Origin of the sequence: Chryseobacterium sp. JV558 (assembly GCF_033712365.1) — a bacterium.
In the GTDB taxonomy this organism is placed as follows: domain Bacteria; phylum Bacteroidota; class Bacteroidia; order Flavobacteriales; family Weeksellaceae; genus Chryseobacterium.
In genome coordinates this window covers 668,397-693,996 of record NZ_WJHU01000001.1, presented here as the reverse complement: position 1 = coordinate 693,996, position 25,600 = coordinate 668,397, and the positions used below count along the sequence as shown (strand labels likewise).

Sequence of the window (25,600 nt, the reverse complement as noted above, 5' to 3'; positions counted from 1 at the left end):
TCAATCCAAAATGGAAAACAGTCTGAAAAATGAATTTGAAAATCTTGTAAAAGAGGCTTCTGAAGCTTCTTTTCAAACTAATGGGCTGCAATTACTGACTGAAAAATTTCCGGATAAGGTGATCTTTTCAACCAGTTTCAGCTATGAAGATCAGGTCATCACTCATCTGATAAAAGATTTAAATATTGAAATATTTACCCTGGATACAGGAAGACTTTTCGAGCAAACCTACGAAACATGGACTTCCACTAAAGCTTTCTTTAAAAAGAACATCAAAGCCTATTATCCGGATATGGAAGAGCTCAGAGAATTTGTAACAGAAAATGGTCCTGATTCATTCTACCAATCGGTAGAAAAAAGGAAAGCATGCTGTACCATTCGAAAAGTTCACCCTTTAAAAAAAGCACTGGAAGGCTATAAAGTATGGGTAACAGGGCTTAGATCAGAACATTCTGCCAACCGACAGAATATGCCCCAGCTGGAGTGGGATCCTGATAATAAAATCATTAAATATCATCCCATCCTTCACTGGACTTCGGAGCAAGTGACAGGCTATGTAAAAGATCATCACTTACCTTACAATCATCTTCATAAAAAAGGATTTGTCAGCATAGGATGCGAGCCTTGTACCAGAGCAATTAAAGAAGGGGAAGATTTCAGAGCCGGCCGATGGTGGTGGGAAGATGCCAACAAAAAAGAATGCGGTCTGCATATTCATCAATAAAAAAGAAAAAAAATGTCAATACAGCAGTTAAATTATTTAGATCAGTTAGAAGCCGAATCTATTTACATATTAAGAGAAGTAGCAGGCCAATTTGAACGCCCGGCCTTATTATTCAGTGGGGGAAAAGACAGCATTGTACTGGCTCACCTGGCAAGAAAAGCATTTTTTCATGGGAAAATCCCGTTTACATTTGTACATGTAGATACCGGGCACAACTTTCCGGAAGTATTGGATTTTCGTGATCAGATGGTAAAGCAGTTAGATGTTACTCTGGCAGTAAGAAAAGTAGAAGATACTATAAAAAGTAAAAAACTAACCGAGGCTAAAGGTAAATTCCCAAGCAGAAACTGGCTGCAAACCTATACACTTCTTGATACCATTGAAGAATTTGAATTTGATGCCTGTATCGGGGGAGCCCGAAGAGATGAAGAAAAAGCCCGTGCCAAAGAAAGAATATTTTCTGTACGTGATGAATTCGGGCAGTGGGATCCTAAACTTCAGCGTCCTGAATTATGGAATATCTTTAACGGGAAAATCCACAAAGGAGAAAATGTAAGAATTTTTCCTATCAGCAACTGGACAGAGCTCGATATCTGGAACTATATCCGAAGAGAGAAAATAGCATTGCCTTCCATTTATTTCTCGCATGAAAGGGAAGTGGTAGATTTTAACGGCCAGTGGCTTGCCAACTCTACACACGTTTTTCTGGAACCGGGAGATATTGTCACTACAAAAAAGATACGCTACCGTACCGTAGGAGATATGACCTGCACTGCGGCTGTAGAATCCAATGCAGTTACCATTGATTCAGTCATAGAAGAAATAGTAGCCACCAGAATTTCAGAACGCGGAGAAACCAGAATTGACGACAGAGTGACAGAAGCAGCAATGGAAGACCGAAAAAAAGGAGGCTATTTTTAGATAAGCAATCAGCAATGAGTAATAAGTAATAGAACAGACAACTTTATTTCTTAACGACAGAACATTACTCATTACTCATTACCAATTACTCATTATTTATAATTAAAATAGGATGGATATATTAAGATTTATAACAGCAGGAAGCGTAGATGACGGAAAAAGCACCCTTATCGGCAGACTGCTTTACGATAGCAAAAGTATTTTACAGGATCAGTTGGAAGTCCTTGAAAAACATTCTAAAAATAAAAATGAAGACGGGGTAGACCTTGCCCTTCTAACAGATGGATTGCGTGCAGAAAGAGAACAGGGAATCACCATTGATGTTGCCTACCGCTATTTTTCAACCGCAAAAAGAAAATTTATCATCGCTGATGCGCCAGGCCATGTACAATATACACGTAATATGATCACCGGAGCATCCAACTCTGATCTGATGGTCATTCTGATCGATGCAAGAAAAGGAGTGATTGAACAAACCAGAAGACATTCTATCATCGCTTCTTTATTACAATTAAAGAAAGTCGCTGTAGCTATTAACAAAATGGATATGGTGGATTATTCCGAAGAGGTTTTTGAATCTATCAAATCAGAATATTCAAAAATTGCAGAAAATCTTGGATTAAACGATGTCACCTATTTCCCAATCTCAGCACTGAAAGGAGACAATATTGTGTCAACATCTGTCAGAACAGAGTGGTACAAAGGAAATTCTCTTCTTGAATATCTTGAAGAAGTAACCCTGAATGAAGAAAAAAATAATGGAAGCCGTTTTCAAGTTCAGTATGTCATTCGTCCTCAGACTGAAAAACTGCATGATTACAGAGGATATGCCGGACAAATATTAAGTGGAAAATTCTCAAAAGGAGACAAAATTCATATTCTTCCGGCTGATCTGACAACCGAAATCACTAAGATTGAGATCAATGGCATTGAAAAAGAAGAAGCTTTTGAAGGCCAGCCTGCCGTGATCCACCTTGCCCATGATTTAGATATAAGCAGAGGAGATATTTTTGCCACAGAAGAACAGATTCCGACAGTTGAAAAAGACCTTGAAGTGCTTTTATGCTGGCTAGATCAGAAACCATTGCAGCCGGGGAATAAATATCTGTTACAGCAGAACAGCAGACTGGTAAAAGCAGTTGTGAAAGAAGTAGATTACAAAATCAATGTCAACACCCTGATCCAGGAACAGGCAGACAGCGAAATTAAACTGAACGAAATTGTAAAAGTTACCCTGCGAACGGCACAGCCTTTGGTCTATGACAGCTTTACCTTTAATAAAACAACGGGCTCTGCCATCTTGGTGGATGAAACGTCCAATTCAACGGTAGCAGCCTGTATAATTCAATAGAAAAAATGGCAATTTCCGATTACTTAACACAAAGAATTCATCAGACCAAACAAAATAACATTCATGGATTCTTCGACAAAATAAAGACAAAAAGATGGGTCAAGGATTTGTATGAAACACTCTTCCTTCCTCAGAATGACAATACTGAAGATCAGCTTAAAAGAAATTTTGAAGCGCTGCAGAACACACTATCTGAACAGATCAATACGGTAACGGGAGATCAGGACAGTACTGAAAAACAGGTTGATCAGTTTTTTGAAGCACTGCCTGGCCTTTATGATCAGTTGGTACTGGATGCAAAATCTATTGTGGAATTTGATCCTGCCGCAGATTCCCTGGAAGAAGTGTATCTGGCATATCCCGGCTTTTTCGCCACGTATGTCTACCGTATTTCGCACCAGTTGTGGAGTCAGAAAGTGAAAATTTTACCTCGTGTCATTTCAGAATATGCCCACAGTAAAACCGGAATTGATATTCATCCGGGAGCAACCATCGGAAAGTCTTTTTTCATTGATCACGGAACAGGAATTGTCATCGGAGAAACAACAATTATCGGGAACAATGTCAAAATCTATCAGGGAGTTACTCTAGGAGCCTTGAATGTTTCCAAAGAAAAAGCCCATCAGAAAAGGCATCCCAATATTGAAGATGATGTGATTATCTATTCGGGGGCAACTATTTTGGGAGGTGGAACTACCATAGGAAGAGAAAGCATCATAGGAGGAAATGTATGGGTTACACAGGATGTTCCCGCCAACTCTCTGGTCTACCACAAAAGTGAAATAAAAATAAAGGATAATACTTCATTACCGGAATCATTAACCTTTGTGATTTAAAAAAACAAAAAAAGTAAATTGATATGAGATTTCAGAACGCATTAGAAACGATTGGAAATACTCCCGTCGTGAAAATTAATACACTATTCAATTCAGATCATGAAATCTGGATTAAACTTGAAAAAAGCAACCCAGGCGGAAGCATTAAAGACAGAATTGCTCTGGCAATGATTGAAGATGCTGAAGCAAAAGGATTATTAAATAAAGACAGCACCATTATAGAACCTACCAGTGGAAATACAGGGATAGGACTGGCTCTGGTAGCTGCCGTAAAAGGATACAAACTGATTCTTGTAATGCCTGACAGCATGAGCATAGAACGCCGTAAAATTATGGAAGCTTACGGTACCGAATTTGTCCTTACTCCAAGAGAAAAAGGAATGAAAGGCGCTATCGAAAAAGCCAATGAACTTGCCGAAGAAACACCCAATTCATGGATTCCGAAACAGTTTGACAATCCTGCCAATGTAAAAGTGCATGTGGAAACCACTGCTCAGGAGATTTTAAAAGACTTCCCGGACGGCCTGGATTACATCATTACCGGAGTAGGAACCGGAGGACACATCACCGGAATTGCAAAAGCAGTAAAGGAAAAATATCCAAACGTAAAAGTTTTTGCCGTAGAACCGGAATTATCTCCTGTTTTAAGTGGAGGAAGCCCGGCGCCGCATCCACTACAGGGACTAGGAGCAGGATTTGTTCCTTCCATTCTGGATGTTACCCTTTTGGACGGTGTTATCAAAGTAGGCAAGGAAGAAGCTTATGAATATGCTTTGAATGCAGCTAAAAAAGAAGGCCTTTTTGTAGGAGTTTCCACGGGAGCCGCTTTAGCAGCTATCGCAAAACATTTACCGGAAATACAACCTAACGCTAAAATCCTGACGATTAATTACGATACCGGAGAAAGGTATCTGTCTGTAGAAGGACTCTTCTAAACCCTTAATTAACAATCACTTCAATGAAAACAAATATAAAATCACCAAAGGTTTACCTTATCGGTGCAGGGCCCGGCAACCCTGAACTGATTACTGTAAAAGCAGTAAAAGCAATTGCAGAAGCAGACATCATTTTATGTGACCGCCTTGTAAGTCCTGAGATTCTGGAGACATACGTCAATGAAAATACAGAGGTCATCTATGTAGGCAAAGAATGCAGTAAAAATGCATCCACCCCTCAGTCCCATATCAATACATTGATGGTGGAATATGCTCTTCAGAATAAAACTATTGTAAGACTGAAAGGAGGAGATGTTTCCATATTCTCCAATATTCTGGATGAACTGCAGGCTTTAAAAGAAAATCATATTCCTTACGAAATCATTCCGGGAATTACAGCAGCTTTAGGAGCAGCAGCCTTTGCAGGGATGCCTTTAACAGCAAGAGGATATTCCACATCAGTACGTTTTCTGACCTATTATAAATCAGAGATCGTGAGTGAAGAATACTGGAAAGAACTTGCTTTGACCAATGATACCCTTGTTTTCTATATGTCTAAAGGAAATCTTACCCCTCTTGTAGAAAAGCTGAAGCAGCTTGAGATTTCAGGTGATAAAAAAATTGCAGTCATTGAGCAGGCTACAACGCCTTACCAAAAAGTGTACACGTCATCATTTGAAGATTTTAATGAAAAATTCGGAGATAAAGCCTTTGCATCACCTTCTTTGGTTGTTGTCGGTAAAATTGTCAATCTGCATGAAGAATTTTCGTGGCTTGAAAATGCTGAACAGGAAGGTCTTTATTTTAAATCCGTAGAAAACGGAAGTCTAATCCCTACCACTCAAAATTTCTTTGAATATGCTGTCTGAAACTAAATTAAATGTATTAAAACAAATTTCCGGAGACCTTACCAGAGACGAAGCCATCTGGGCAAGCGGATATCTTGCGGGCATTGCCGGAGGAACTTCATTGACGGCTGTACTGCCACCACAGCAAACAACTGCTATTGCACAGAATACCATAAAGAAAATAACCCTGGCTTACGGAACAGAAACCGGAAACAGCAAAAAACTGGCTACAGCATTGGCAGGTATTGTTAAGAAAAAAGGACTTCAGGTTAAACTGGCTGACCTTTCTCAATACAAACCTAAAGATCTGGCTAAAGAAGAGTTTTTTTTCATCGTGATCAGCACGCAGGGTGAGGGTGAACCGCCAGCTCTTGCTAAAAAATTCTATGATCATATCCATGAAAATGAAATCAATCTCAGCGGCCTTAAATTCGGAGTGCTTGCCTTGGGAGACACCAGCTATCCACAGTTCTGTAAAACAGGAGAAGAAGTAGATTCACGTTTTGAAATATTAGGCGCACAACGCATTATTCCATTGAAGAAATGTGATATTGACTACGAACAGGAGGCCTCCCATTGGATAGAACATGTATTTGAAACAGTCAATAAAAATACTGATCAGAATGCTAAAAATATTTCAGTTCCAAAAATTTCTTCAGGAAGAAAGAAATACCAGGGAAAAGTTTCAACGATCATCAATCTGAACGATATTACTTCTGAAAAAGAAACCTATCATATCGAAATTGAAACAGAAGAAGCGCTTGCCTATCAACCCGGCGCTGCTTTGGGTATTATCCCTTTCAATTCAAAATCTGTAGTGGAAGAAATTATTACGCTGACAGGAATTGATCCTCAAAAACAGATAGAAACATCAAAGATTAAAGCTTCTATTGAAGATCTACTATGTAAACATCTTAATATTAGCTATTTACTTAAATCCGCAGTTGCTCAATATGCGAAAATAACGGGACATTCCATTCCGGAAGTTAGACTCAGTCTTCTTGATCTCCTTAGAATTTATCCGGTAAAAAATGCAGATGAATTTGAAGAAATCATTCAGATATTAACCGCTCAGGCACCCCGTCTGTATTCCATTTCTTCCTCTTTGGAAGCTCATGGTGATACGGAAATTCATATTACCGTTGCCAGATCAGAGTTCTTTATTGACCATCAGAAACAGAACGGATTATGCAGTGGTTTTCTGAGTGAATTCAAAGAAGGAGAAGAGGTAGAGTTTTATATTCAGGATGCTGGTCATTTCAAACTTCCAGAAGCTGACAAAGACATCATCATGATAGGGCCGGGAACAGGCATTGCTCCTTTCAGATCATTCCTTTGGGAACGTGATGCTACAGGTGCAGAAGGAAGAAACTGGCTGTTTTTCGGGGACAGGAATTTCGTTTCAGATTTCCTTTACCAGGCGGAACTTCAGGATTTTATTAAAACAGGCAGCTTAACTCATTTAGATCTTGCTTTTTCCAGAGATACCAATGAAAAAGTATACGTTCAGCACAGGCTGGAGCAAAAATCTCAGGAAATATTCTACTGGCTTGAAGGTGGTGCTTCAGTATATGTATGCGGAGCCAAAGAACCGATGGCTCGTGATGTAGAACAAACACTTCTGAACATTATTCAGAATGAAGGAAAACGCAGCAAAGATGATGCTGTACTTTACCTGGAAGATATGGAGCTTAGCGGCAGATATGCTAAAGATGTTTATTAAAAAGAAGTAAAAATTAAAGGAAACAGTTATGAACAACGATAAAGAAAACCTTTCACCGGTAGAAAGGATTAAAACCAGCAGTAACGGGCTCAGAGGATCTTTAAAAGAGAGCCTTGCTGATACTATTACCGGAGCCATAAGGGAAGATGATCAGACACTGATCAAATTTCATGGAATGTACCAACAGGACGACAGAGACCGAAGGGAAGAGCGTGTCTCCAAAAAACTGGAATGGCTGTATTCTTATATGATCAGATTGAGACTTCCTGGTGGCTTTTTAACTCCGGAACAATGGGTAGGATTGAATGATACGGCTGAAGATCATTCCACAGGAACCATTAAAGTAACCACAAGACAAACCATTCAGCTTCATGGTATTTTAAAATCTCATTTAAGACCTACCATTCAAAGCTTCAATCTGCAGCATCTGGATTCTATTGCGGCTTGTGGAGATGTCAACAGAAATGTAACCTGTACAGCCAATCCTTCAGAATCCCCTTTGCACAATGAAGCTTATGAACTGGCTGGCAAAATCAGTGAAATGTGCCTTCCAAAAACCAAATCCTATTATGATATCTGGATTGATGATGAACTTCTGATAGACCGAAAAGCGGAGGAAGATCCATTATATCAGGACAGATATCTTCCAAGAAAACTGAAAATAGGAATTGCCGTTCCCCCCAATAATGATGTAGACGTATTCATCAATGATATTGCATTGATCGCTATCATTGAAAATAATAAAATTGTAGGTTACAATATTGCGGCTGGAGGCGGACTGGGAGCCACTCATGGAAATGAGGCCACGTACGCCCGTCTCGCATCCATTCTTGGATTTGTGGATACGGAAGAAAAAGTATTAAAAGCTGTCTACGAAATCATTACGGTTCAAAGAGACTTTGGTAACAGAAGCGACCGAAAATTATCAAGATTAAAATATACGATTGATAAATTGGGTATCGATGAATACAGAGCTGAAGTCGAAAAAAGAACGGGATTCAGTTTTGAACCGGCCCGGGAATTTAAGTTTGAACAGAGAAAAGACCGCTACGGCTGGATTCAGAACCATGAAGGAAAATGGTTTTATACCGTATTTGTAGAGCATGGAAGAATCCTTAATACAGCAGAATATCCTTTAAAATCAGGATTATTAAAAATAGCACAGACTGGTAAAGCCAATTTCCGTTTTACCTGCAACCAGAATCTTATTCTGGCTGATATTGATGAAAAAGATAAAGCTGATATTGAAGTTATTTTAAAAGAACATGGAATCTCAGAATATACCAATGGAGCAAGTGCCTTACGTAAAAATTCTGTTGCCTGTGTCGCTTTAAACACCTGTTCACTGGCTCTAGCGGAAGCTCAGCGTTATCTTCCGTCTTTGGTCACTAAAATAGAGCCCATCCTTGATAAACATGGCCTTTTAGAGGATGATATTACCATCCGTATGACCGGCTGCCCTAACGGCTGTGGAAGATCTCCCAATGCGGAAATAGGATTTGTAGGGACAGCCTATGGAAAATATAACCTTCACATTGGAGGAGACCGCCTGGGAATGCGACTGAATACAAAATTTAAAGAAAATATTGGTGAAGAAGAAATTTTGACCACCCTGGATGAACTTTTCGGGATTTATGTGCAGAAAAGACTTACAGAAGAAACTTTTGGTGATTTTTCATACCGTTACTTACACACCTTAAATTAAATATATGGCTACTTTTCATGATGATCTGAAAAAAAACAAAAATAATCAACCTCTTCTTTTAGGCAGACGAATGTGCATGTGTTGTTGATTCTCAAATAACAATACATACAAAGCTGTTTCAACTTTTCGATTCAAACCACAAAAGTCACAAAAAGCATCATTTTAAACACTTTAGCCCGCTTAAGTAAGTTTAAAATGATACCGAAGAAAAGATCACATAAGATGAAAACCGAAGATTTTTACAAAACTTAGGTGTACTTATTATGCATAAAGATTGGCTCTAAAAAACTTAAGTGTTTAAAAACTTTTGTGCCTTTTGACTTCGTCGAATCTTCGATTTGTGGTTAAATTAAAGTTCAGACAGCTTCATTCTCAACCTAAAAAATGAAGAAAAAATGAAAAACAAAAAACAGGGGAAAATTCTACCTAAAGCAGGCATTATCGCATTCACATTTTTATTTTTTAACCTGGCAGAAGCACAGCAGCAGCTTATAGAGCTTAGCGGAAGCATCAAAAATACAGGTACACATAAAGCGCTTGATTCTGTAAAAATACAGATCGAAAACACACAAGATATCGCATTAACGGATCAGCTGGGTAACTTTAAAATCAGAACAAGGGTTACAATTCCATTCAGGGTAGTTGTTCAGAAAGACGGTTTTTCCAGTCAAACTGTTGAGATTCTTTCTCCTTCCAACAAAATTACGATAGGACTGAATCCTCAGAATACGATTATTGATGATGTAGTGATCTCCGCCTCCAGAGTTCCGGAAAAGATATTAAGATCACCGATCGCGATTGAAAAAATTGATATTAAAACCATCAGGGAAAGTCCGGCAGCTTCGTTCTATGAAACACTTGAAAATGTAAAAGGGTTACAGCTTTTAACATCCAGTCTTACTTTAAAAATCCCTAATTCCAGAGGTTTCAATTCCCCAAATAATTTCCGTTTTATGCAGTTGGTAGACGGTGTAGATGTACAGTCTGCAACACTGGGAGTTCCGTTGGGAAATGCGATAGGACCTACGGAACTGGATATTCAATCTATGGAAGTCACTCCAGGCGCAGCTTCCGCTTTGTACGGAATGAATGCCATCAACGGGCTGGCAAGTTTACAAACCAAAGATCCATTTACGTCTGAAGGAATAAGCCTTTATTTCCGTGGCGGGGTGAATCATGTAGACAATGTCAATCATAAAATAAGTTCCCTAGGAGAAAGTGCCATCCGCTTTGCAAAAGTGATCAATAAAAACTTTGCAGTGAAGGTGAATGCTTCCTATTTCAGCGGAACAGACTGGATTTCCAACAATCTTACAGATCAGAACCCAGGATCATTAATCACCGCTAATCCTAATTTTGCATTGGCTAATAATCCGGCTGAAGATCTATGGAATAAGTATGGTGATGAAAGAAACAACCGTGTTGCCGTAAAAGTAGATTATAATGGGAAACCTACCACATTCAATGTTTCCAGAACAGGATATCTGGAGAAAGATCTTGTGAGTCCTGACGTGAAAAATATCAAGTTCGATGCAGGATTATATTACCGTTTTGGGGATCAGTGGAGAACTTCTTATGTGTATCGGTATGGCTTGCTGGACGGCACTTTCCAAAGGGGAAATAAAATCCGCTTGCAGAATGCCACTGTTCAGAACCATAAAATAGAACTTACAGGAAGAGAATTGACATTCAGAGCATATGTGTCTATAGAAAACACCGGAGATTCTTATAATCTGAAGCCTTTGGCAGATAATCTTGATCTCACCAATCTTTCTAATACCAATTGGAAAAACATATTCCAGACAGCTCTTCAGAATAACTTAAATGCTGGAGCTAATCTTAATGACGCATTTATTATCGCCCGTCAGGAAGCCGATAAAAATAGAGCAGTACCCGGAACCGCAGCCTTTGAACAGTTAAAAAATACCATTATCGGAATCAACAACTGGGATTCTGCCAATGCAGGAATTGCAGGAGCTCCGGCAACAGGAGGTGCCAAACTTGAACAGAAATCCCGCTTTTATCAGGGTGAACTTACCTATGATTTCAGCAGATTTGTAAAAATATTCAACCTTCTTGCTGGTGTAGATTATCGCCTCTATAGCATTACTCCGGATGGAAACAATTTTGTTGATTTCGATCGTCCTGTAAGTGAAAGAAATATTCCTTTAGCCAACGGTACCTTCGGGAAAGATGTTATTTATCAGAAATATGGGGCTTTTGCTCAGATTACAAAGCTTTTCTTTAATGATAAATTAAAAATTAATGCAGCCTTACGTATCGACAGAAACCCGGAATTTGAAGCCAAATTAAATCCGAGAATCAGTGTGGTGTATTCTCCAGTTAAAGAGCATAATTTCAGAGCTTCTTTTCAGAATGGATATCGTTTTCCCTCCCTTTTTGAAGCACTTTCTTTCGTAAACAACGGAAATGTAAGAAGAGTAGGCGGACTTTCAAAAGTAAATGACGGATTAGGCTATCTGGAAAACTCTTATACATTAGCTTCCATTGATAAATTCACTTCAGCAGTGAATGCAGATGTAGATGCCGGAAAAACTCAGGCTCAGGCAGCTCAGGATAATAAACAGCTTTTAACCGTAGCCAATCTTCAAAAATTACAGCCGGAAAAGATCAATTCGTTTGAAATAGGGTACAAGTCTACTTTTTTCAACAATAAACTGGTGCTGGACTGGGATTTTTATTACAACATTTATGAAGGATTCCTGGGACAGGTAGAAGTCGCAGTACCTAAAAACAGCCAGATAGGAAGCAATGCTGCCGTTCTTGCGATGCTTGACAGAAGTAAACAGGACAGATACAGAGTATATACCAATAGCAACAGTACCTACAAAAGTTATGGAACCTCTCTGGGAATCCGATATAATATTACAGGAAATTATAATGTGAACACCAATGTTTCTTATAATGATCTTGCTTCCAATAATACCTCAGATTTGTTTATCACTGCATTCAACACTCCGAAATGGATGGTAAATGTAAGTGTCGGAAACAGGGAGATTGTCAAAAATATAGGGTTTACGCTTGTTGCAAGATGGCAGAGCGGTTTTATGTGGGAGAGTCCTTTAGCGTCTGGAGCAATTCCTGCATATTATACCATTGATGCTCAAGCTACATGGAAACTTCCGGAAATCCGTGCAAATGTAAAAATTGGGGCAACCAATTTGCTGAACCGTCGTTATATGCAATATGCAGCGGGTCCTGAAATCGGAGGACTATATTATCTCGCTTTTACTTATGACTTAAAAATGTAATCAGGATGAGCAATTCTTTATATCCCATATTTTTAAAACTTGAAAACCTTTCACTGCTGATCATTGGCGGTGGCAAGGTTGCCCTTGAAAAACTGGAATCGGTACTTGGAAACTCTCCGGAAACGTCCATCAAACTGGTGGCCAAGGAAATTATTCCTGAAGTCAGGATCTTGGAAAATGAGTTTTCTAATCTGATTATTCATGAAAGAGCTTACCACGTGCATGATTTTAACGATGTAGATCTTGCGATTATTGCAGTAAATAATATTGAACTGGCAGGAGAAATCAGAGAAAAAGCCCAGCAAAAAAATGTATTGGTGAATATTGCGGACAAGCCAGATCTGTGTGACTTTTATTTAGGTTCCATTGTTAAAAAAGGAAGTCTTAAGATTGCTATTTCAACCAATGGAAAATCTCCGACCATCGCCAAGAGATTAAGGGAAACTTTTACTGAAATCATTCCTGATGAAATGGATCATGTATTGGATAATATGCAGCATATCCGTAATCAACTGACCGGAGACTTCAATTATAAAGTGAAAGAACTTAACAAAATCACTACCGAATATCTGTCTGACAGAAAAGCTTCTTCAAAACCGGATATGGAAATTGAAAAGCTGATCAATATTACCAAAACAGCTCAGAGAAAAGCTAATATTTACCTGGCCATCATAGGTGTTTTACTTCTTTTCGGATTATTTGGACTTGTAGTGTACCAGTTCAATCTTTCCGGTGATATACAATATTTTCTGAATAAGGATGGTCATATTTTTTACTGGATGCTGTTTGCAGGCTTCATGGCAGAAATTGTCGCCGGATCTATGGGAATGGGCTATGGAGTCATATGTACCACAATACTTTTACTGCTTAATGTTCCGCCGCCTGTTGTGAGTGCAAGTATTCATTCTGCGGAATCTTTTACGACAGCTGCCGGAAGTTTCAGTCATTATAAACTGGGAAATGTCAATAAGAAAATGGTGTGGGTACTATTCCCGCTGGCTATTGTAGGTTCTGTTATCGGAGCATTAACCCTGTCTCATTACGGCGAACATTATGCTCATATTGTAAAACCTATTATTGCCTGCTATACTTTATATCTTGGAATTAATATCTTAAGAAATGCATTCAAAGGTAAAAAATCAGGACAAGGTAAAACCAAACGAAGAACGAATCTCAGAATATTAGGATTGGTAGGTGGCTTTATTGATTCCTTTGCAGGAGGCGGTTGGGGACCTTTGGTTACCGGAACATTGATAAAAGAAGGAAGAATTCCCCGTTATGTGGTGGGAAGTTCTACTGTTGCCAAGTTTTTACTGACTATTACCAGTGCCATTACATTCATTTTCACAATAGGTATCCATCACTGGAATATTGTTTTGGGACTTTTGCTGGGTGGTGTTTTCACCGCTCCGTTTTCTGCAATGCTGACTTCAAAACTTCCAACAAAGAAAATGTTTATCGTCGTGGGAATGGTCGTTATTACAATGAGCCTTATTACGATAACAAAATCAGTCTTATCATAAAAAAATAAGTATAAAATTAAAAAGAAAAGTATGATTTATTAAACGCAAAGATTTTAATGTTTTACTTTATTTTGAGAAATCATAGGGGAAAATCAATGATACAGTCTATTGACATTATCATTACTCATTTTTAGTGAAAATCTGAAACCATTAAAACTTTGCGTTTTTTATTTTTAAATGCTTCTTCCTAAATATTTTCATAAACGCAAAGACGCAAAATAATATCAAAAAAGGCTGCTATAAGGCGCAGGGATTTTATCTTCGATAAAATTGAATACAGCATAGTTTGCTTTTTATCTGCGAGAAAATTTAGAAAACACCTCTTGCTGGAAATCTTGGATTTTCTTGCGCCTTAAAAATCATACATAAAATTTAGAAAAATCTTGCGTCTTTGCTATTTTCCAACAAAAAAAACAGCTCCCAAAAAGAGAGCTGCTTAAAATCACTAACTATTTCCTGATTTTGTTTTCCTGAAAGTATCAATTCCGAAACCTGTACATCCCTGAAACAAAAACAGGAGTAAAAACAGAAGATACAATGTCTGAGGTAGATAAAGAAAATAGCTCAGCCATGTAAAAGGATCTACTTCGTAAATTCCGGTCTCAGGTTTTATAGGAACTAGTTCCTTAGGAATTGAACTGAGATCATGCGTAAATAATGCAACCAAAATAATGATGATTAAAAACACAGAGCTTATTCTCGTCCACAAACCCAGCATTAAAAATAACCCGAATACACATTCACAGAAAGCTGTAAAATTAGCAGTAAACTGTGGAAATGGAAATCCAATAGAGCTTATAGTATTCAACATATATCCCTGAAAAATAGGATGGAAAAGTTTGTTAAAACCCGCTATAAAAAAGAAGAGCCCAATAAGTATTCTGCAGAGTGCATATATATTGACTGTATTCTTTTCGAAGTTTGATAATATTGTTTTCATTATTTTTTTAATTCATTTATTGATTAAATCAACATGACAGCGCCATGAACAGGAGTTGGTCATGTGATTATTTGATTAGATAACAAGGTTTTTATGTAAATCTCAGATCGCGTTATTTCACGATAGCTGAAATTTATCCTGTTATTTTAGGAGGAATCCAGATAGAATTAAAAAATGAAGAATAGGGTGGATCATCATATAAGAAATAGCGGTTGCTTATTTCCTGATCTATAAATTTTTCAAATGCAAAAGAATGAAAAGAGGCAGTAAAAAACAGAGAAAACCCGGAGCAGTAATTACTGTTACATTTTATCGGAGTTCTGTTGTTATCCGCAAGATCAAGCTTATTACATTTTTTATGAGAAGTCTTTTCCTGACTGTAATGATGTATTGTTTCTGTGGAAAGAAAGTTGGTATTTTCTATTTTCAGGATCACCAGATGGAGCAATATTACAAATATATTTAATACCTGTAGATACTGCCATAATCCATTTCTTTTCCCCATAAATCCCATAGAATGAAAACAAATATAATAAAATATTTATACTTGGTTTTCATTTTAAACACATCAAAAAAATGTTAATTAAACCGTTTTCTGAATTCTAAAGGAGAAGCAGATGTCTGATTTTTAAATAAACGGTGAAAAGACTGCGGGTGTTCAAATCCTAAATTATAAGCAATCTCAGAAACAGACAGTGTGGTGGTGGACAGCAGTTCTTTTGCCTTTTCTATTACTCTGCTCTGGATATGCTGCTGGGTAGTCTGTCCTGTATGAACTTTTAACATATCGCTCAAATAATTGGGACTGATATTCATCTGCTTCGCCACAAACTGTACAGTAGGAGTGCCATTAATCAATAATTTTTCATCTTTAAAATAATCATCGAGCAGATTTTCCAGCTGACTTAAGAGATCATGGTTCACCTTTTTTCGGGTTAAAAACTGACGGTTGTAGAATCTGTCACAGTATTTTAACAATAAATCTATATTGGACACCAGTAAATCCTGAGTGAAACCATCCATATTGGCTTCTATCTCCCTGCTGATATTATCAATGATATCCGTAACGGATTTTTCTTCTTTCTCAGAAAGATAAAGTGCTTCATTGGCAGAATAAGAGAAATAGCCATAATCTTTTATAGCAGATGCCAATGGATATCCCTGCAGAAAATCAGGGTGAATAACCAGCACGTTTCCTCTTACTTCAGAAAGCAGAATATCTTCAAACTGCAATACCTGATGTGGAGCAATGAAATACATAATCCCATCCTCGAAATCATAATAATGCTGCCCGTATTTACATCTTCCTGCACAATCCTTTTTAATGGAAACTACATAAAAATCCGTAGTCACCGCGCTCAGAATAGTTTGCGGATCTATATTCACTTCATTAAAATCAAAGACACTGATCAAAGGGTTTGAAGGCCTTTTCAGATTCAGATACCTGTGTAATGCGGTGATAGAGTTTACTTTTTCCGGAGCTTTCATTTCCTTCTTTGTTTGAATTTATCCTTAAACCACCCCGTCAAAAATTCTTTGAATTTTCGCCACCCTCCAAAGGAGGGGAATTTTTTTGCCCTTCGGTTGTGGTATTAGTGTTTCTAAGTTACTTATTTTAACCGTAATATTTTGCTGATTGCTGTTCTTTTTTGATTTGCTCAATTCCCTGTCTGTAAGTGGTCACCGGAAATTCCGGGAATCTTTTTCTGAATTTTGAATCATCAAAAATATTATCATATTGATACCTTGGAAGCAGTTCCAGTAATTCTTTTGCATTTTTGTTGAATAAAGATCCTATTGTAAAAAACAGTTTAGGAATTACGGAATATCTTAATTCTTTCCCATAAACCTGAGAAGCCAAAGCAATGAATTCTTTATAATTCAACTTATGGTCATCTACCGGTAAATGCCATGTCTGTCCATAGGCATCAGAAGTATTTCCTATCAAAGCAGTTGCACGGCTGGCATCAGGTGTCCAGATCAGGCTGCGCAGTTTATCATCTCTCAAAGGAACCTTTAGTTTCTTATCTTCTTTAATGGCATTGAAAATAAGACTGTTGGTAATACTCTGCGTCTTTCCTGGACCATAAAATTCAGGAGCTCTGCAAATGACTGCTTCTAGGGTTCCGGCTTTCATCTCTTTTAAAAGCATGTCTGTCATTTGTTTTCTTACCATTCCTTTTCTTCCGACAGGAGCAAATCCGGTTTGTTCTGTTAACACCTGATTATTTTGAGGATACATATAGGTATTATCAAAAAACACCAGTTTGGTTCCGTTGATTTTACAGGCTTCAATAACATTTTTTATGATGTTCAGAAACTGTTTTTCCCATAAATCCGTATCCATAGGAAGGCCAAGGGTAAAATAAGCGATTGCACTTCCTTTCACGGCTTCTATTGCTTTTTCTCTGTCTGATAAATCTGCTGAGAAAACAGTATCTGTATCATTTACTTTTTTAGCATTTCTGCTGACAATACGGATATCTGAAGTATAATTTCTTTTCAGCTCTCTTGCCAGTTCTTCACCAATCTGCCCATTGGCGCCTAATATAGTTTGCATTGTTTTCTATTTTGCGGGTTATACATTACATTGAAAATAAACAGGATATTTTCAGCTGCTTTTATTTATGATACAAAATTCGGGCATAATTATAAAAACAGAGTAGCTTAATCCTTGGAAGTTGTAACATAATCTCTGAAAACGCAAAAAGCCGGAAAAATAAAGATAGCAATGTTTGAATAATATATTTATTCCCTTGCTTCGTTTACTTTCCCAGCTTTAACTCCTTTCTTTGCTTTTATCGTTTCCTGTCCAAAGCCAGATAATTATCCTCAATTCTGCTGATCAGAATGTAGAACAGCCCTGCATAAATCATCTGAATACCCATTGCTTCCCAGTTTTCAACCGTACTGCATCCAAAAAGCAGCAAGATCATCAGCGATGCTCCGGCAATAGTAGCGATACGGGTTTTAAAACCAATTATCAGCAGCAATCCGATTATAAATTCCAAAAAGGGGAGTGATACTCCAAAAATCTGTACCAAAGGCTGCGGAAGCCAGCTTGTTTCAAAACCTTTCATCATTCCTGATGCAAAATCCTGTAGTTTCACCAGGCGGACCAAGCCATGTCCTAAAAGATTGATTCCCATCGACACCCGAAGGAAAAAGTAGGCTGTTTTTGTATTCATAGTAATATTTTTTGTTTTTTAAATAGGGAAAGTTCATTACACTCATCCCATGGTTTTCTTACTTATTATATTTTTCTTCGCTGTTATCAATGGGAGTATTGGGATCATTCATCACCATTTTGGCAATATCATCTTTTCTCATAAAGACTACACCCTGTTTTTCTTTGGTATATTTTATAAATTCTTCCATGACATGCATCATTGCAGGAGTTCCACCGATTCTGTCGTGAAAGCTAATGCTCATCATTCTTCTTTTGGAAGCTCCTTCTTCATACAGACGATCGAATTCAAATTTCAATTGGTTCAAAAACTGATCAGGGCTCCAGTGTTTCCCTTCAATATTGACAATGTCATTATTACGCAGTGTATAAGGAATGACTACAAAATTTTTCCCTTTTACTTTGGTAATGAAAGGTTCATCGTGGCTTAAATCATCAATATGATACAAAAAGCCGAGTTCCTGCAAAACTTTAAGCGTATTCGGACCTCTTCGCAGCCAATTAGCATTATAACCTACAGCTTTCTGACCTGTAATCTTTTCAACAACATCTACACCTTGTTTTACAAAATTCAGCTCGTCAGCATAATTTTTATTCCATTGATTGTCCCAGGTAATGCCATGGGCAGCAATTTCATGGCCTCCGTTGGCAATGGCTTTAGCCACTTCCGGATATCTTTCTGCCGCTGTTCCTACTACATGAGACGTTACTTTGATGTCATATTTTTTCCATAGATCCAGCATTCTGTAAATTCCTTCATTTCCTCCGTAACGATACCAGCTTTCTGCAGGCAGATCAGGTTGTCCTTTAGGAAGGGGAGTTCCACTGAAAGGACTTTCAGCACCTTCAGGCTGTCCTCCGGTTTCAAATTGCATGGAAACTGAGATCACCAACTGAGCTCCGTTAGGCCAATATTTTTTTGTTGAAGTATGTGTTTCAGATTGATCTTTTTTTCCTCTTTTATCATTGTCATGATCAGAAAAAGACATCAGAACAATTGTTGAAGCAAGCAACAGGACAGATTGTTTTATGTATTTCATTTTGAATGTATTTAATAAGGCAAAATTGACCAATAATGAATCATGATGTATTGTAAAAATTAATGGTAAATTTGTAAAAATCCATTTTTTCATGAAACGAATCGTTAATTTCAATTCTTTTAATGTTTTCAGCATCGAAAAAGAAATCTGGGATGTTGAGTATCACAATCATAATTTTTATGAACTGATTATCATAGAAAAAGGAAAGGGGTTTCACCATCTCAACAATATTACTTTTCCTTACCAAAAAGGAGATGTATTTCTCTTAAGACCCAGCGATGGCCATGAGTTTTCTATTACCAGTAAAACACGGTTCATTTATATAAAATTTACAGAACAATATATATGGGAAAATCTGCTCTCCAATAAAAAAAATGAGTTGAAAAAGCTGGTTCAACTTATGATGGAAGATCATTCTTTTGTATACGAATCGGTAATCCAATGTAAAACAGATAGGGAACATCTGTTGCAGCTGGCCAGAATTCTTTTGTATGAATTCAGCCATACAAATACTTATAACAAAGAGATAAGTTCAGATCTTTTCTCTGCCATTATTACGATTCTGATTCAGAATACGATGAGCAATATCACAGCTAAAAACTGGATTACCCAGAACTTAAGCAGAATTGAAAGGATCTTGTATTATATCAACGTTAATGCTTTGGATGCAGATAAAATGAAAATTGAAAATCTGGCTAAAGAATTTATACTTTCTCCTAATTATATCAGCATTTATATTAAAAAGCAAACAGGATTTTCTATACAACAGCATATAATGCAGCATAAAATGAAAACTGCAGAAAAACTTTTGCTGCAAAGTCATTATAATATCAGTGAGATTGCAGATAAATTGGGTTTTAATGATGCCAGCCATTTCAATAAAATCTTCAAAGGGTATAAAGAAATGTCTCCTTCTGAGTTTAAAAAGAGATCTATGGTAAAGTAATTTACAGTTTCATTCCACCATTTTTAAGGACTTTTTCCGTTTCATTACTCTTATTTTTTCATATCTTTAATAATCAAACCTTTAAGTTTATGAAAGTCAGTGCTGGGATTTTACTCTTTAAAAAAGAAAAAGATAGTCTGTATTACTTTCTGGTTCATCCCGGCGGATTTTTCTGGAAGAATAAAGATCTGAGAGCATGGTCTATTCCCAAAGGAGAGATGCTTCCAGGTGAAAATCCATTGGAGCGTGCATTAATGGAATTTAAAGAAGAAACAGGGAAAACAGTTGAAGGAAACTTTATTGAATTATCTCCCATTAAGCAAAAAGGAGGGAAAATAGTGTATGCATGGGCTTTGGAAGAAGATATTGATACTTCAGATCTTTACAGCAACACCTTTTCATTAGAATGGCCGCCCAAATCCGGCAAAATAATAGAAATTCCCGAAGTAGATCAATGGGAATGGTTTTCTTCGGAAGAAGCACAGCAACGGATCAATACTGCACAGAGAGATTTTATTATTGAGCTTGAAAACATAGTAAAAAATCAATAGCATTTTAGATAAGTCAGGGCATACAAAAAACCTTTATCAGAGTTGATAAAGGTTTTTCATTATATTATTTAAAACTATAATTTACCGCTTTATCCCAATGGCTCTTAATGCACTGGAAGTTAAAAAGATATCATCAAATACCGTAAGTGATTCTACATCATTGAATCCTGAAGGAAGAAGATCATTTTTATTGAAAGACAATTCTATAGAAGGGTCGTAAGAAGCTATGATACGCACTTTTGAATATCCGTTATAATCTACTTTGAAGCCTTCAAACATACAGTTATGTTCCGCTTTCTGGTATTCGCCATATTCTTCAAAACCAGCAATATCAGTTCTTTTTCCGTCATTATGATCAAGAGATTTCCATGTATCATAATTTTTAGGCTCTTTCAGGATATTTCCTTCGCGATCTAAAGGAACGAACATTCCAAGAGTCAAACGCTTCTTTAAAAAATTGGCATAATTATTCATCAGATTCAAAATCTGAAGATCAGCATATCCTTCGTGTGAATAATATTCCAGTACGAAAGTGGTCATCGGAATCAGCTTATGAGAAGCATCAGTCGGCATAATTAGTCTTTACTTTTTTTGGCCGATAAAAATAGTATTTTTATTTACGTTACCCAATGGAAGTAGGTGAATAGGATGGAATTTATACCCATTCTGAATAACAATAAGTATAGGACAACCCTTCATTTTTCAGTATTTTTGGAGGAAATAAGTCTATGACAATAACCAATCCATCGGTAAAAACTGAGGATTTACACCTTTTACAAATTATTATATGTTGAAAAAGATACTATTAGGAGCCAGCATCATTCACTGTTGCTTTTACAATACCATGGCTCAAAGTCCCGGCCAGGCGCCGGTTTATACATCCGAATGGGGACATCTCTTCCGTGAAAATGGAAATAATAAAGATCTTTTGGGAATATTTTCTACCGAGGCACCCGTTTACCTTCTGGATTCTACCAAGACACAATATAAAGTACAGGTAAGTAATGGTGATATTGGTTTTATAGACCGTCAGCCTTTACAAAAAAGTATGCGTGGAAAAAAATCTACTGGAGAACCAGCCCAGTATTTCGATCGGGGGTCGCAAGGACACCAATGTCCACATTTTTATGTACAGGTATCGGAACTGCGTGTACGAAAAGCTCCTACCACAGAAAGCATCGCCATCCGGAGAGCTTCTTTAAATGAACTGGTGTGTATAGATTATGTACCTCTATATCAGGATGGATGGATCTACATTGGTGATCATTTTCACGAAAATCCCGAATATATTCAAATGAAATATCTAGGTACTGAACTTACCTACGAAAAAGTATTGAAAGACTATCTGGCAGCGAAGGGCAAAGACAAGGAAAAAGAACTTGCTCAGGTTGGAAGATTACGTGAAATAGCATGGATTGAGGATAAAAACCTTAAACAAGCCTTACAATATTGGAAAGAATCTAACACCGGCATAGAAAATCCAAAGATAGATATCAATTTTGAACTTCTCTTGGCAGATCAATTCGCGAAAAAACCGGAAACAAAAGCCTATGAAAAAAAACTGAAAGCTTTGAATCTGCATTTTATATGGAAAGAAACAGCCCTTTTTGATGGAAAAATCACAGATGCACAGATGAAACAACTGGAGATGCAAAAGGTTAAAGATATCCCCAATACACCTGAATGCGGCTGGGATCCTCAATATTTTTATAAAACACCCAATATCATTATTGCTTTTGAAGAATATAAAGGAAAAGTTTCCGGAAGTATTTACAAAATGTCTTTCAGTAATGGTGAAGCTTTGGTTTTAGGAAATGAACGTATGGATTCCAATTATGATGAAAGAAATTTTGTGACCCGTTTTGGCGATATGCTTTCTGCACGCTGGATTTCTTCCCCACACGAATATCACATTCAGAATGGTGATGCAGGACTTCTGATTTTTACGTTTAAAGATGGGAAGCTTTTCAGCTACGAATGTATGTACTATTGTTAAGTATAAAACATAATATGTTCAATTTCTAATATTTGTATTCATGAACAATGATCCTATTTTCTTAGCTTCTGATACTGCTTTATTTGGGTCCAGAATAGCAGAACTTGTTGCAGACAAACTACAAAAAGGATTTTTACTTGGATACCGGCACCGTGATTTTTGCGGAATGGCTATGAAAATGGATGAAAAAAATCAATTTTTATACGGAGAGCTTTATGATGGGATTGATTTTTCAGTTCCAATGGTTTTTAAAAACAGAGAATTATTTGTTACTTGGCTTTCTGGGCAATCCACCGCATCATTTGCCCGACTGGATGATGATGATTTTTATAGAGCCAATCAAGTAATTACAAGACAACGCTTACTGGAATTTATAAAAGATTAATGATGTGTTAATTTACCCATTAAAAATTTAGTCCTATTCTCCAACAAGAGTGATTAAATTTAAAGCTGTATCTTTACCCTACCAAACAAAATATTATATGTCATTTATTACACCGGAAGGAGCCAGGAAGGCTCAGCTATCCCTATCCGAAAGAGCACCCGTTGCTCATGCTATTCTCTCAGGAGCAGAGAATATTTCGAAATACAACAGTGGAGTATGTCATGATGTGGTAGCCTATGCTTTATATATGCGTGGTGCCTCCATAAGTCCTGCTCAGCTAGCAGAATCAGCCGGACAAAAATGGTTAACTGTATTCAACTATCCTTTAGGAGAAAAGTGGGACGGATATACACCTATTCCCGCAGGAAAAGCGATTGGTTTTTACAGGCTTATTGATAAAACTTTCTTTCATTCAGCTGTTACAACAGGAAAAGGAAATGAAATTAGATCTGTTAACGGATTCTCATTAGGTTCTGCATGGTCTGTACCTGTAGATATGAAATGGGTATTGGGTAAAAGAAATTCTGACGGCACTTTCAATTATGATGGTACCAAAATAGAAGTCTATATCTCTTCTTTATAGCAGAGATTTCATTGTGATAAAACATAGGCAGATTTGCAGACTAGCGAATCTGCCTGTTTATTATATATTAACTAAGCATCAGCACATTTCGGGCAGATCCCGCTGATAATAAAATTATATTCCTGTGCGATAAAATGTTCCGGCAAACTGATTTCCGGAATCGCGTTTTCAATACACGTTACAGAATGACATTCTTTGCAGTTGAAATGCACATGATTGTGAAAATGCTGTTCATGAGTACATTTTCCGCTGCACTTCGCAAAATTCACCACGCCGTCAATATTGACGATCTTGTGGATAGCGCCTTCATTTTCAAGCCTTTCTAAAACCCTGTAAATCGTCACTCTATTGCATAGATCTCCCAGTTTTTTCTGAATATCAGAATGGGTAAGAGCAATATCTGAGTCATTGATAAGATTTAAAATTTCCGTTTTAGCATGCGTATTTCTGACCTGTTTCATATTTTAATGCAACAATGTTGCCTTATTTAAATTTTTATCTATACTTTTGCAACAAAGTTACAATAAGAAAATTAATCCATACTATTATGAAGTCAAAAATTCTTGATGCTGTAGGAATCTCCGCTGCTGTTTTATGCCTGATTCATTGTATAGTCTTTCCATTATTATTAATTGTCCCTTTGGGCATATCCCATAATCCCTATATCGATTTAGCTTTCCTTTGCATTGGTGCCGTTGTCGTGTTCAGGGTTACTAAAAAAATAACCAACCGATGGTTGAAAATTTTATTCTGGATATCTGTCTCCCTCATTTTTATTTCTGTACTCACAGATCTGATATTTGACATTCATGTTCCTCTGATCTATCTTGGAACTGCGGGATTAATCACTGGCCATATCATCAATTTTAAAAATCATAAACATTAAAATACATGACAAAGAAACTTCCTGTAACGGTACTCAGCGGCTTTTTGGGAGCTGGAAAAACCACATTGCTGAATCATATTCTGCACAATAAACAAGGCTTGAAAGTAGCTGTCATTGTGAATGATATGAGTGAAGTTAATATTGACGCCCGCCTTGTTGAAAATCAAAATACCCTTTCAAGAACAGAAGAAAGATTGGTAGAAATGAGCAACGGTTGTATCTGCTGTACACTCCGCGAAGACCTGATGGTAGAAGTAGAACGTCTTGCTCACGAAAATCGGTTTGATTACTTATTGATAGAAAGTACGGGAATCGGTGAGCCTATTCCGGTTGCCCAGACCTTTACCTATATTGATGAAGAGAGTGGAATAGACCTTTCCCGCTTCAGCTATGTAGATACGATGGTAACTGTGGTGGATTGCTTCAATTTTATGAAAGATTTCGGCTCCAATGAATTGCTTATGGATCGTGATCTCACTGATATGGAAGGAGATTACAGAACAATTGTTAACCTTCTTACCGACCAGATTGAGTTTGCGAACGTTATTATTTTAAACAAAACAGATCTTATAGATGCTAAAACGCTTGGTTTTTTAAAGGCAGCCATTAAAAAATTAAACCCTGATGCGGTTATCCTGCATTCCGAATTTGGAAATGTTGAACCTAAGCAGATTTTAAATACTCAGCTTTTTGACTTTGATAAAGCACAATCTTCAGCGGGCTGGCAAAAAGAGTTACAATCTGAGCATCATACTCCTGAAACCGAAGAATATGGAATAAGCTCAATGGTGTTCAGAGATAAAAAACCGTTTCATCCTGTAAGACTCTGGGAATATCTGAATCAGCATTATCCTGAAGGAACAATACGGGCAAAAGGACTGTTCTGGCTGGCCTCAAGACCAGGTGATGCATTGAACTTTTCTCAGGCTGGCGGCTCTTTCCGACTTGAAAAGGCGGGAGTCTGGTGGGGCAGTATGCCTATGAACCAACGGGTACAATATTCCTCATTTATAGAAAATCAGGAATTTATAGAAAGCAGGTGGGACAAAAACTGGGGCGACAGAATCAATGAGCTTGTATTCATCGGGCAGAACCTGGATAAAGATCAGATGGTATCTGACCTTCAGCAATGCCTTATTAATGAGCAGGAAAAAAAATTGCTTGAACAAAAAATACCTTTCGAAGATCCTTTTCCAAAGAACATTTAAAATTAACCTTTAATTAATGCAACTTAGTGTCGATAATAAA

Annotated in this window: 25 protein-coding genes; 17 read left to right on the top strand and 8 right to left on the bottom strand. The window is 37.3% G+C overall.

Annotation, left to right across the window (positions count from 1 at the left end):
- Positions 1-10 precede the first annotated feature (10 nt).
- From GFU89_RS03225 to GFU89_RS03180, 10 genes are all read left to right on the top strand, one after another.
- Positions 11-724, top strand: coding sequence for a phosphoadenylyl-sulfate reductase (locus tag GFU89_RS03225; protein ID WP_318845769.1), 714 nt, complete (start codon positions 11-13; stop codon positions 722-724).
- 12 nt (positions 725-736) lie between these two features.
- Positions 737-1,645 (top strand): sulfate adenylyltransferase subunit CysD, encoded by a 909-nt coding sequence (gene cysD / locus GFU89_RS03220; RefSeq protein WP_318845768.1) that lies wholly within the window; start codon positions 737-739, stop codon positions 1,643-1,645.
- Between the two features lie 112 nt (positions 1,646-1,757).
- Positions 1,758-2,996, top strand: coding sequence for a sulfate adenylyltransferase subunit 1 (locus tag GFU89_RS03215; RefSeq protein WP_318845767.1), 1,239 nt, complete (start codon positions 1,758-1,760; stop codon positions 2,994-2,996).
- Positions 2,997-3,001: 5 nt separating this feature from the next.
- Positions 3,002-3,832, top strand: a complete 831-nt coding sequence (epsC, locus tag GFU89_RS03210; protein WP_318845766.1) for a serine O-acetyltransferase EpsC — start codon at positions 3,002-3,004, stop codon at positions 3,830-3,832.
- 23 nt (positions 3,833-3,855) lie between these two features.
- Positions 3,856-4,767, top strand: coding sequence for a cysteine synthase A (cysK, locus tag GFU89_RS03205; RefSeq protein WP_318845765.1), 912 nt, complete (start codon positions 3,856-3,858; stop codon positions 4,765-4,767).
- Between the two features lie 23 nt (positions 4,768-4,790).
- Complete coding sequence (gene cobA / locus GFU89_RS03200; protein ID WP_318845764.1) at positions 4,791-5,636, top strand: uroporphyrinogen-III C-methyltransferase; 846 nt, start codon at positions 4,791-4,793, stop codon at positions 5,634-5,636.
- The gene (locus GFU89_RS03195) at positions 5,626-7,338 is read left to right on the top strand and encodes a sulfite reductase flavoprotein subunit alpha (protein ID WP_318845763.1); all 1,713 of its coding nucleotides are present in this window, start codon (positions 5,626-5,628) and stop codon (positions 7,336-7,338) included. Before cobA ends, GFU89_RS03195 begins: the two co-directional genes overlap by 11 nt.
- Positions 7,339-7,366: 28 nt before the next feature.
- Entirely contained in the window at positions 7,367-9,043 is a 1,677-nt protein-coding gene (locus GFU89_RS03190) for an NADPH-dependent assimilatory sulfite reductase hemoprotein subunit (protein WP_318845762.1), read from the top strand.
- Between the two features lie 395 nt (positions 9,044-9,438).
- Entirely contained in the window at positions 9,439-12,315 is a 2,877-nt protein-coding gene (locus GFU89_RS03185; protein WP_318845761.1) for a TonB-dependent receptor, read from the top strand.
- Positions 12,316-12,320: 5 nt separating this feature from the next.
- Positions 12,321-13,838 carry a TSUP family transporter gene (locus tag GFU89_RS03180; protein WP_318845760.1) on the top strand — a complete coding sequence of 506 codons (1,518 nt, stop codon included), beginning with the start codon at positions 12,321-12,323 and terminating at the stop codon, positions 13,836-13,838.
- 445 nt (positions 13,839-14,283) lie between these two features.
- Here the strand turns inward: GFU89_RS03180 and GFU89_RS03175 are convergent, their stop codons facing one another.
- The 6 genes from GFU89_RS03175 to GFU89_RS03150 all read right to left on the bottom strand — a co-directional run bounded on the left by GFU89_RS03175 (position 14,284) and on the right by GFU89_RS03150 (position 19,005).
- Positions 14,284-14,778, bottom strand: coding sequence for a DoxX family protein (locus GFU89_RS03175; RefSeq protein ID WP_318845759.1), 495 nt, complete (start codon positions 14,776-14,778; stop codon positions 14,284-14,286).
- 133 nt (positions 14,779-14,911) lie between these two features.
- Positions 14,912-15,283, bottom strand: coding sequence for a hypothetical protein (locus tag GFU89_RS03170; protein ID WP_318845758.1), 372 nt, complete (start codon positions 15,281-15,283; stop codon positions 14,912-14,914).
- A gap of 74 nt (positions 15,284-15,357) precedes the next feature.
- The gene (locus GFU89_RS03165; protein WP_318845757.1) at positions 15,358-16,266 is read right to left on the bottom strand and encodes a helix-turn-helix transcriptional regulator; all 909 of its coding nucleotides are present in this window, start codon (positions 16,264-16,266) and stop codon (positions 15,358-15,360) included.
- Between the two features lie 127 nt (positions 16,267-16,393).
- Entirely contained in the window at positions 16,394-17,338 is a 945-nt protein-coding gene (locus tag GFU89_RS03160) for an NAD-dependent epimerase/dehydratase family protein (protein ID WP_318845756.1), read from the bottom strand.
- 238 nt (positions 17,339-17,576) lie between these two features.
- Positions 17,577-17,966: a DoxX family protein gene (locus GFU89_RS03155; RefSeq protein ID WP_318845755.1), complete on the bottom strand. Its 390-nt coding sequence runs from the start codon at positions 17,964-17,966 to the stop codon at positions 17,577-17,579.
- Between the two features lie 58 nt (positions 17,967-18,024).
- A complete protein-coding gene (locus tag GFU89_RS03150) occupies positions 18,025-19,005 on the bottom strand; it encodes a polysaccharide deacetylase family protein (protein ID WP_318845754.1) in 981 nt (326 codons plus the stop codon).
- A gap of 91 nt (positions 19,006-19,096) precedes the next feature.
- On the opposite strand from GFU89_RS03150, the gene GFU89_RS03145 reads away from it, so the two are divergent.
- Both GFU89_RS03145 and GFU89_RS03140 read left to right on the top strand, forming a co-directional pair.
- Positions 19,097-19,951, top strand: coding sequence for an AraC family transcriptional regulator (locus GFU89_RS03145; protein ID WP_318845753.1), 855 nt, complete (start codon positions 19,097-19,099; stop codon positions 19,949-19,951).
- 89 nt (positions 19,952-20,040) lie between these two features.
- Positions 20,041-20,502: an NUDIX hydrolase gene (locus GFU89_RS03140; protein WP_318845752.1), complete on the top strand. Its 462-nt coding sequence runs from the start codon at positions 20,041-20,043 to the stop codon at positions 20,500-20,502.
- Between the two features lie 81 nt (positions 20,503-20,583).
- Here the strand turns inward: GFU89_RS03140 and GFU89_RS03135 are convergent, their stop codons facing one another.
- The gene (locus GFU89_RS03135; RefSeq protein ID WP_318845751.1) at positions 20,584-21,075 is read right to left on the bottom strand and encodes a hypothetical protein; all 492 of its coding nucleotides are present in this window, start codon (positions 21,073-21,075) and stop codon (positions 20,584-20,586) included.
- 214 nt (positions 21,076-21,289) lie between these two features.
- On the opposite strand from GFU89_RS03135, the gene GFU89_RS03130 reads away from it, so the two are divergent.
- From GFU89_RS03130 to GFU89_RS03120, 3 genes are all read left to right on the top strand, one after another.
- Complete coding sequence (locus GFU89_RS03130; RefSeq protein ID WP_318845750.1) at positions 21,290-22,498, top strand: hypothetical protein; 1,209 nt, start codon at positions 21,290-21,292, stop codon at positions 22,496-22,498.
- A gap of 40 nt (positions 22,499-22,538) precedes the next feature.
- Positions 22,539-22,883, top strand: coding sequence for a hypothetical protein (locus GFU89_RS03125; RefSeq protein WP_318845749.1), 345 nt, complete (start codon positions 22,539-22,541; stop codon positions 22,881-22,883).
- A gap of 97 nt (positions 22,884-22,980) precedes the next feature.
- A complete protein-coding gene (locus tag GFU89_RS03120) occupies positions 22,981-23,466 on the top strand; it encodes a hypothetical protein (protein WP_318845748.1) in 486 nt (161 codons plus the stop codon).
- Between the two features lie 71 nt (positions 23,467-23,537).
- On the opposite strand, the gene GFU89_RS03115 is transcribed toward GFU89_RS03120, so the two are convergent.
- Positions 23,538-23,927 (bottom strand): Fur family transcriptional regulator, encoded by a 390-nt coding sequence (locus GFU89_RS03115; RefSeq protein WP_223600682.1) that lies wholly within the window; start codon positions 23,925-23,927, stop codon positions 23,538-23,540.
- 86 nt (positions 23,928-24,013) lie between these two features.
- Between GFU89_RS03115 and GFU89_RS03110 the strand changes: the two genes are divergently transcribed.
- Entirely contained in the window at positions 24,014-24,352 is a 339-nt protein-coding gene (locus tag GFU89_RS03110; protein WP_318845747.1) for a MerC domain-containing protein, read from the top strand.
- Positions 24,353-24,357: 5 nt separating this feature from the next.
- Entirely contained in the window at positions 24,358-25,560 is a 1,203-nt protein-coding gene (locus GFU89_RS03105) for a GTP-binding protein (RefSeq protein ID WP_318845746.1), read from the top strand.
- Positions 25,561-25,600 lie beyond the last annotated feature (40 nt).

Coding starts and splice junctions, on each gene's coding strand:
- GFU89_RS03115 (WP_223600682.1), bottom strand. CDS start 23,927: ATGAAACAGGTCAGAAATACGCATGCTAAAACGGAAATTTTAAATCTT.
- GFU89_RS03195 (WP_318845763.1), top strand. CDS start 5,626: ATGCTGTCTGAAACTAAATTAAATGTATTAAAACAAATTTCCGGAGAC.
- GFU89_RS03180 (WP_318845760.1), top strand. CDS start 12,321: ATGAGCAATTCTTTATATCCCATATTTTTAAAACTTGAAAACCTTTCA.
- GFU89_RS03155 (WP_318845755.1), bottom strand. CDS start 17,966: ATGAATACAAAAACAGCCTACTTTTTCCTTCGGGTGTCGATGGGAATC.
- cysK (WP_318845765.1), top strand. CDS start 3,856: ATGAGATTTCAGAACGCATTAGAAACGATTGGAAATACTCCCGTCGTG.
- epsC (WP_318845766.1), top strand. CDS start 3,002: ATGGCAATTTCCGATTACTTAACACAAAGAATTCATCAGACCAAACAA.
- GFU89_RS03225 (WP_318845769.1), top strand. CDS start 11: ATGGAAAACAGTCTGAAAAATGAATTTGAAAATCTTGTAAAAGAGGCT.
- GFU89_RS03215 (WP_318845767.1), top strand. CDS start 1,758: ATGGATATATTAAGATTTATAACAGCAGGAAGCGTAGATGACGGAAAA.
- cysD (WP_318845768.1), top strand. CDS start 737: ATGTCAATACAGCAGTTAAATTATTTAGATCAGTTAGAAGCCGAATCT.
- cobA (WP_318845764.1), top strand. CDS start 4,791: ATGAAAACAAATATAAAATCACCAAAGGTTTACCTTATCGGTGCAGGG.
- GFU89_RS03175 (WP_318845759.1), bottom strand. CDS start 14,778: ATGAAAACAATATTATCAAACTTCGAAAAGAATACAGTCAATATATAT.
- GFU89_RS03125 (WP_318845749.1), top strand. CDS start 22,539: ATGAACAATGATCCTATTTTCTTAGCTTCTGATACTGCTTTATTTGGG.
- GFU89_RS03120 (WP_318845748.1), top strand. CDS start 22,981: ATGTCATTTATTACACCGGAAGGAGCCAGGAAGGCTCAGCTATCCCTA.
- GFU89_RS03135 (WP_318845751.1), bottom strand. CDS start 21,075: ATGCCGACTGATGCTTCTCATAAGCTGATTCCGATGACCACTTTCGTA.
- GFU89_RS03170 (WP_318845758.1), bottom strand. CDS start 15,283: ATGGGGAAAAGAAATGGATTATGGCAGTATCTACAGGTATTAAATATA.
- GFU89_RS03145 (WP_318845753.1), top strand. CDS start 19,097: ATGAAACGAATCGTTAATTTCAATTCTTTTAATGTTTTCAGCATCGAA.
- GFU89_RS03190 (WP_318845762.1), top strand. CDS start 7,367: ATGAACAACGATAAAGAAAACCTTTCACCGGTAGAAAGGATTAAAACC.
- GFU89_RS03160 (WP_318845756.1), bottom strand. CDS start 17,338: ATGCAAACTATATTAGGCGCCAATGGGCAGATTGGTGAAGAACTGGCA.
- GFU89_RS03105 (WP_318845746.1), top strand. CDS start 24,358: ATGACAAAGAAACTTCCTGTAACGGTACTCAGCGGCTTTTTGGGAGCT.
- GFU89_RS03150 (WP_318845754.1), bottom strand. CDS start 19,005: ATGAAATACATAAAACAATCTGTCCTGTTGCTTGCTTCAACAATTGTT.
- GFU89_RS03110 (WP_318845747.1), top strand. CDS start 24,014: ATGAAGTCAAAAATTCTTGATGCTGTAGGAATCTCCGCTGCTGTTTTA.
- GFU89_RS03185 (WP_318845761.1), top strand. CDS start 9,439: ATGAAAAACAAAAAACAGGGGAAAATTCTACCTAAAGCAGGCATTATC.
- GFU89_RS03165 (WP_318845757.1), bottom strand. CDS start 16,266: ATGAAAGCTCCGGAAAAAGTAAACTCTATCACCGCATTACACAGGTAT.
- GFU89_RS03130 (WP_318845750.1), top strand. CDS start 21,290: ATGTTGAAAAAGATACTATTAGGAGCCAGCATCATTCACTGTTGCTTT.
- GFU89_RS03140 (WP_318845752.1), top strand. CDS start 20,041: ATGAAAGTCAGTGCTGGGATTTTACTCTTTAAAAAAGAAAAAGATAGT.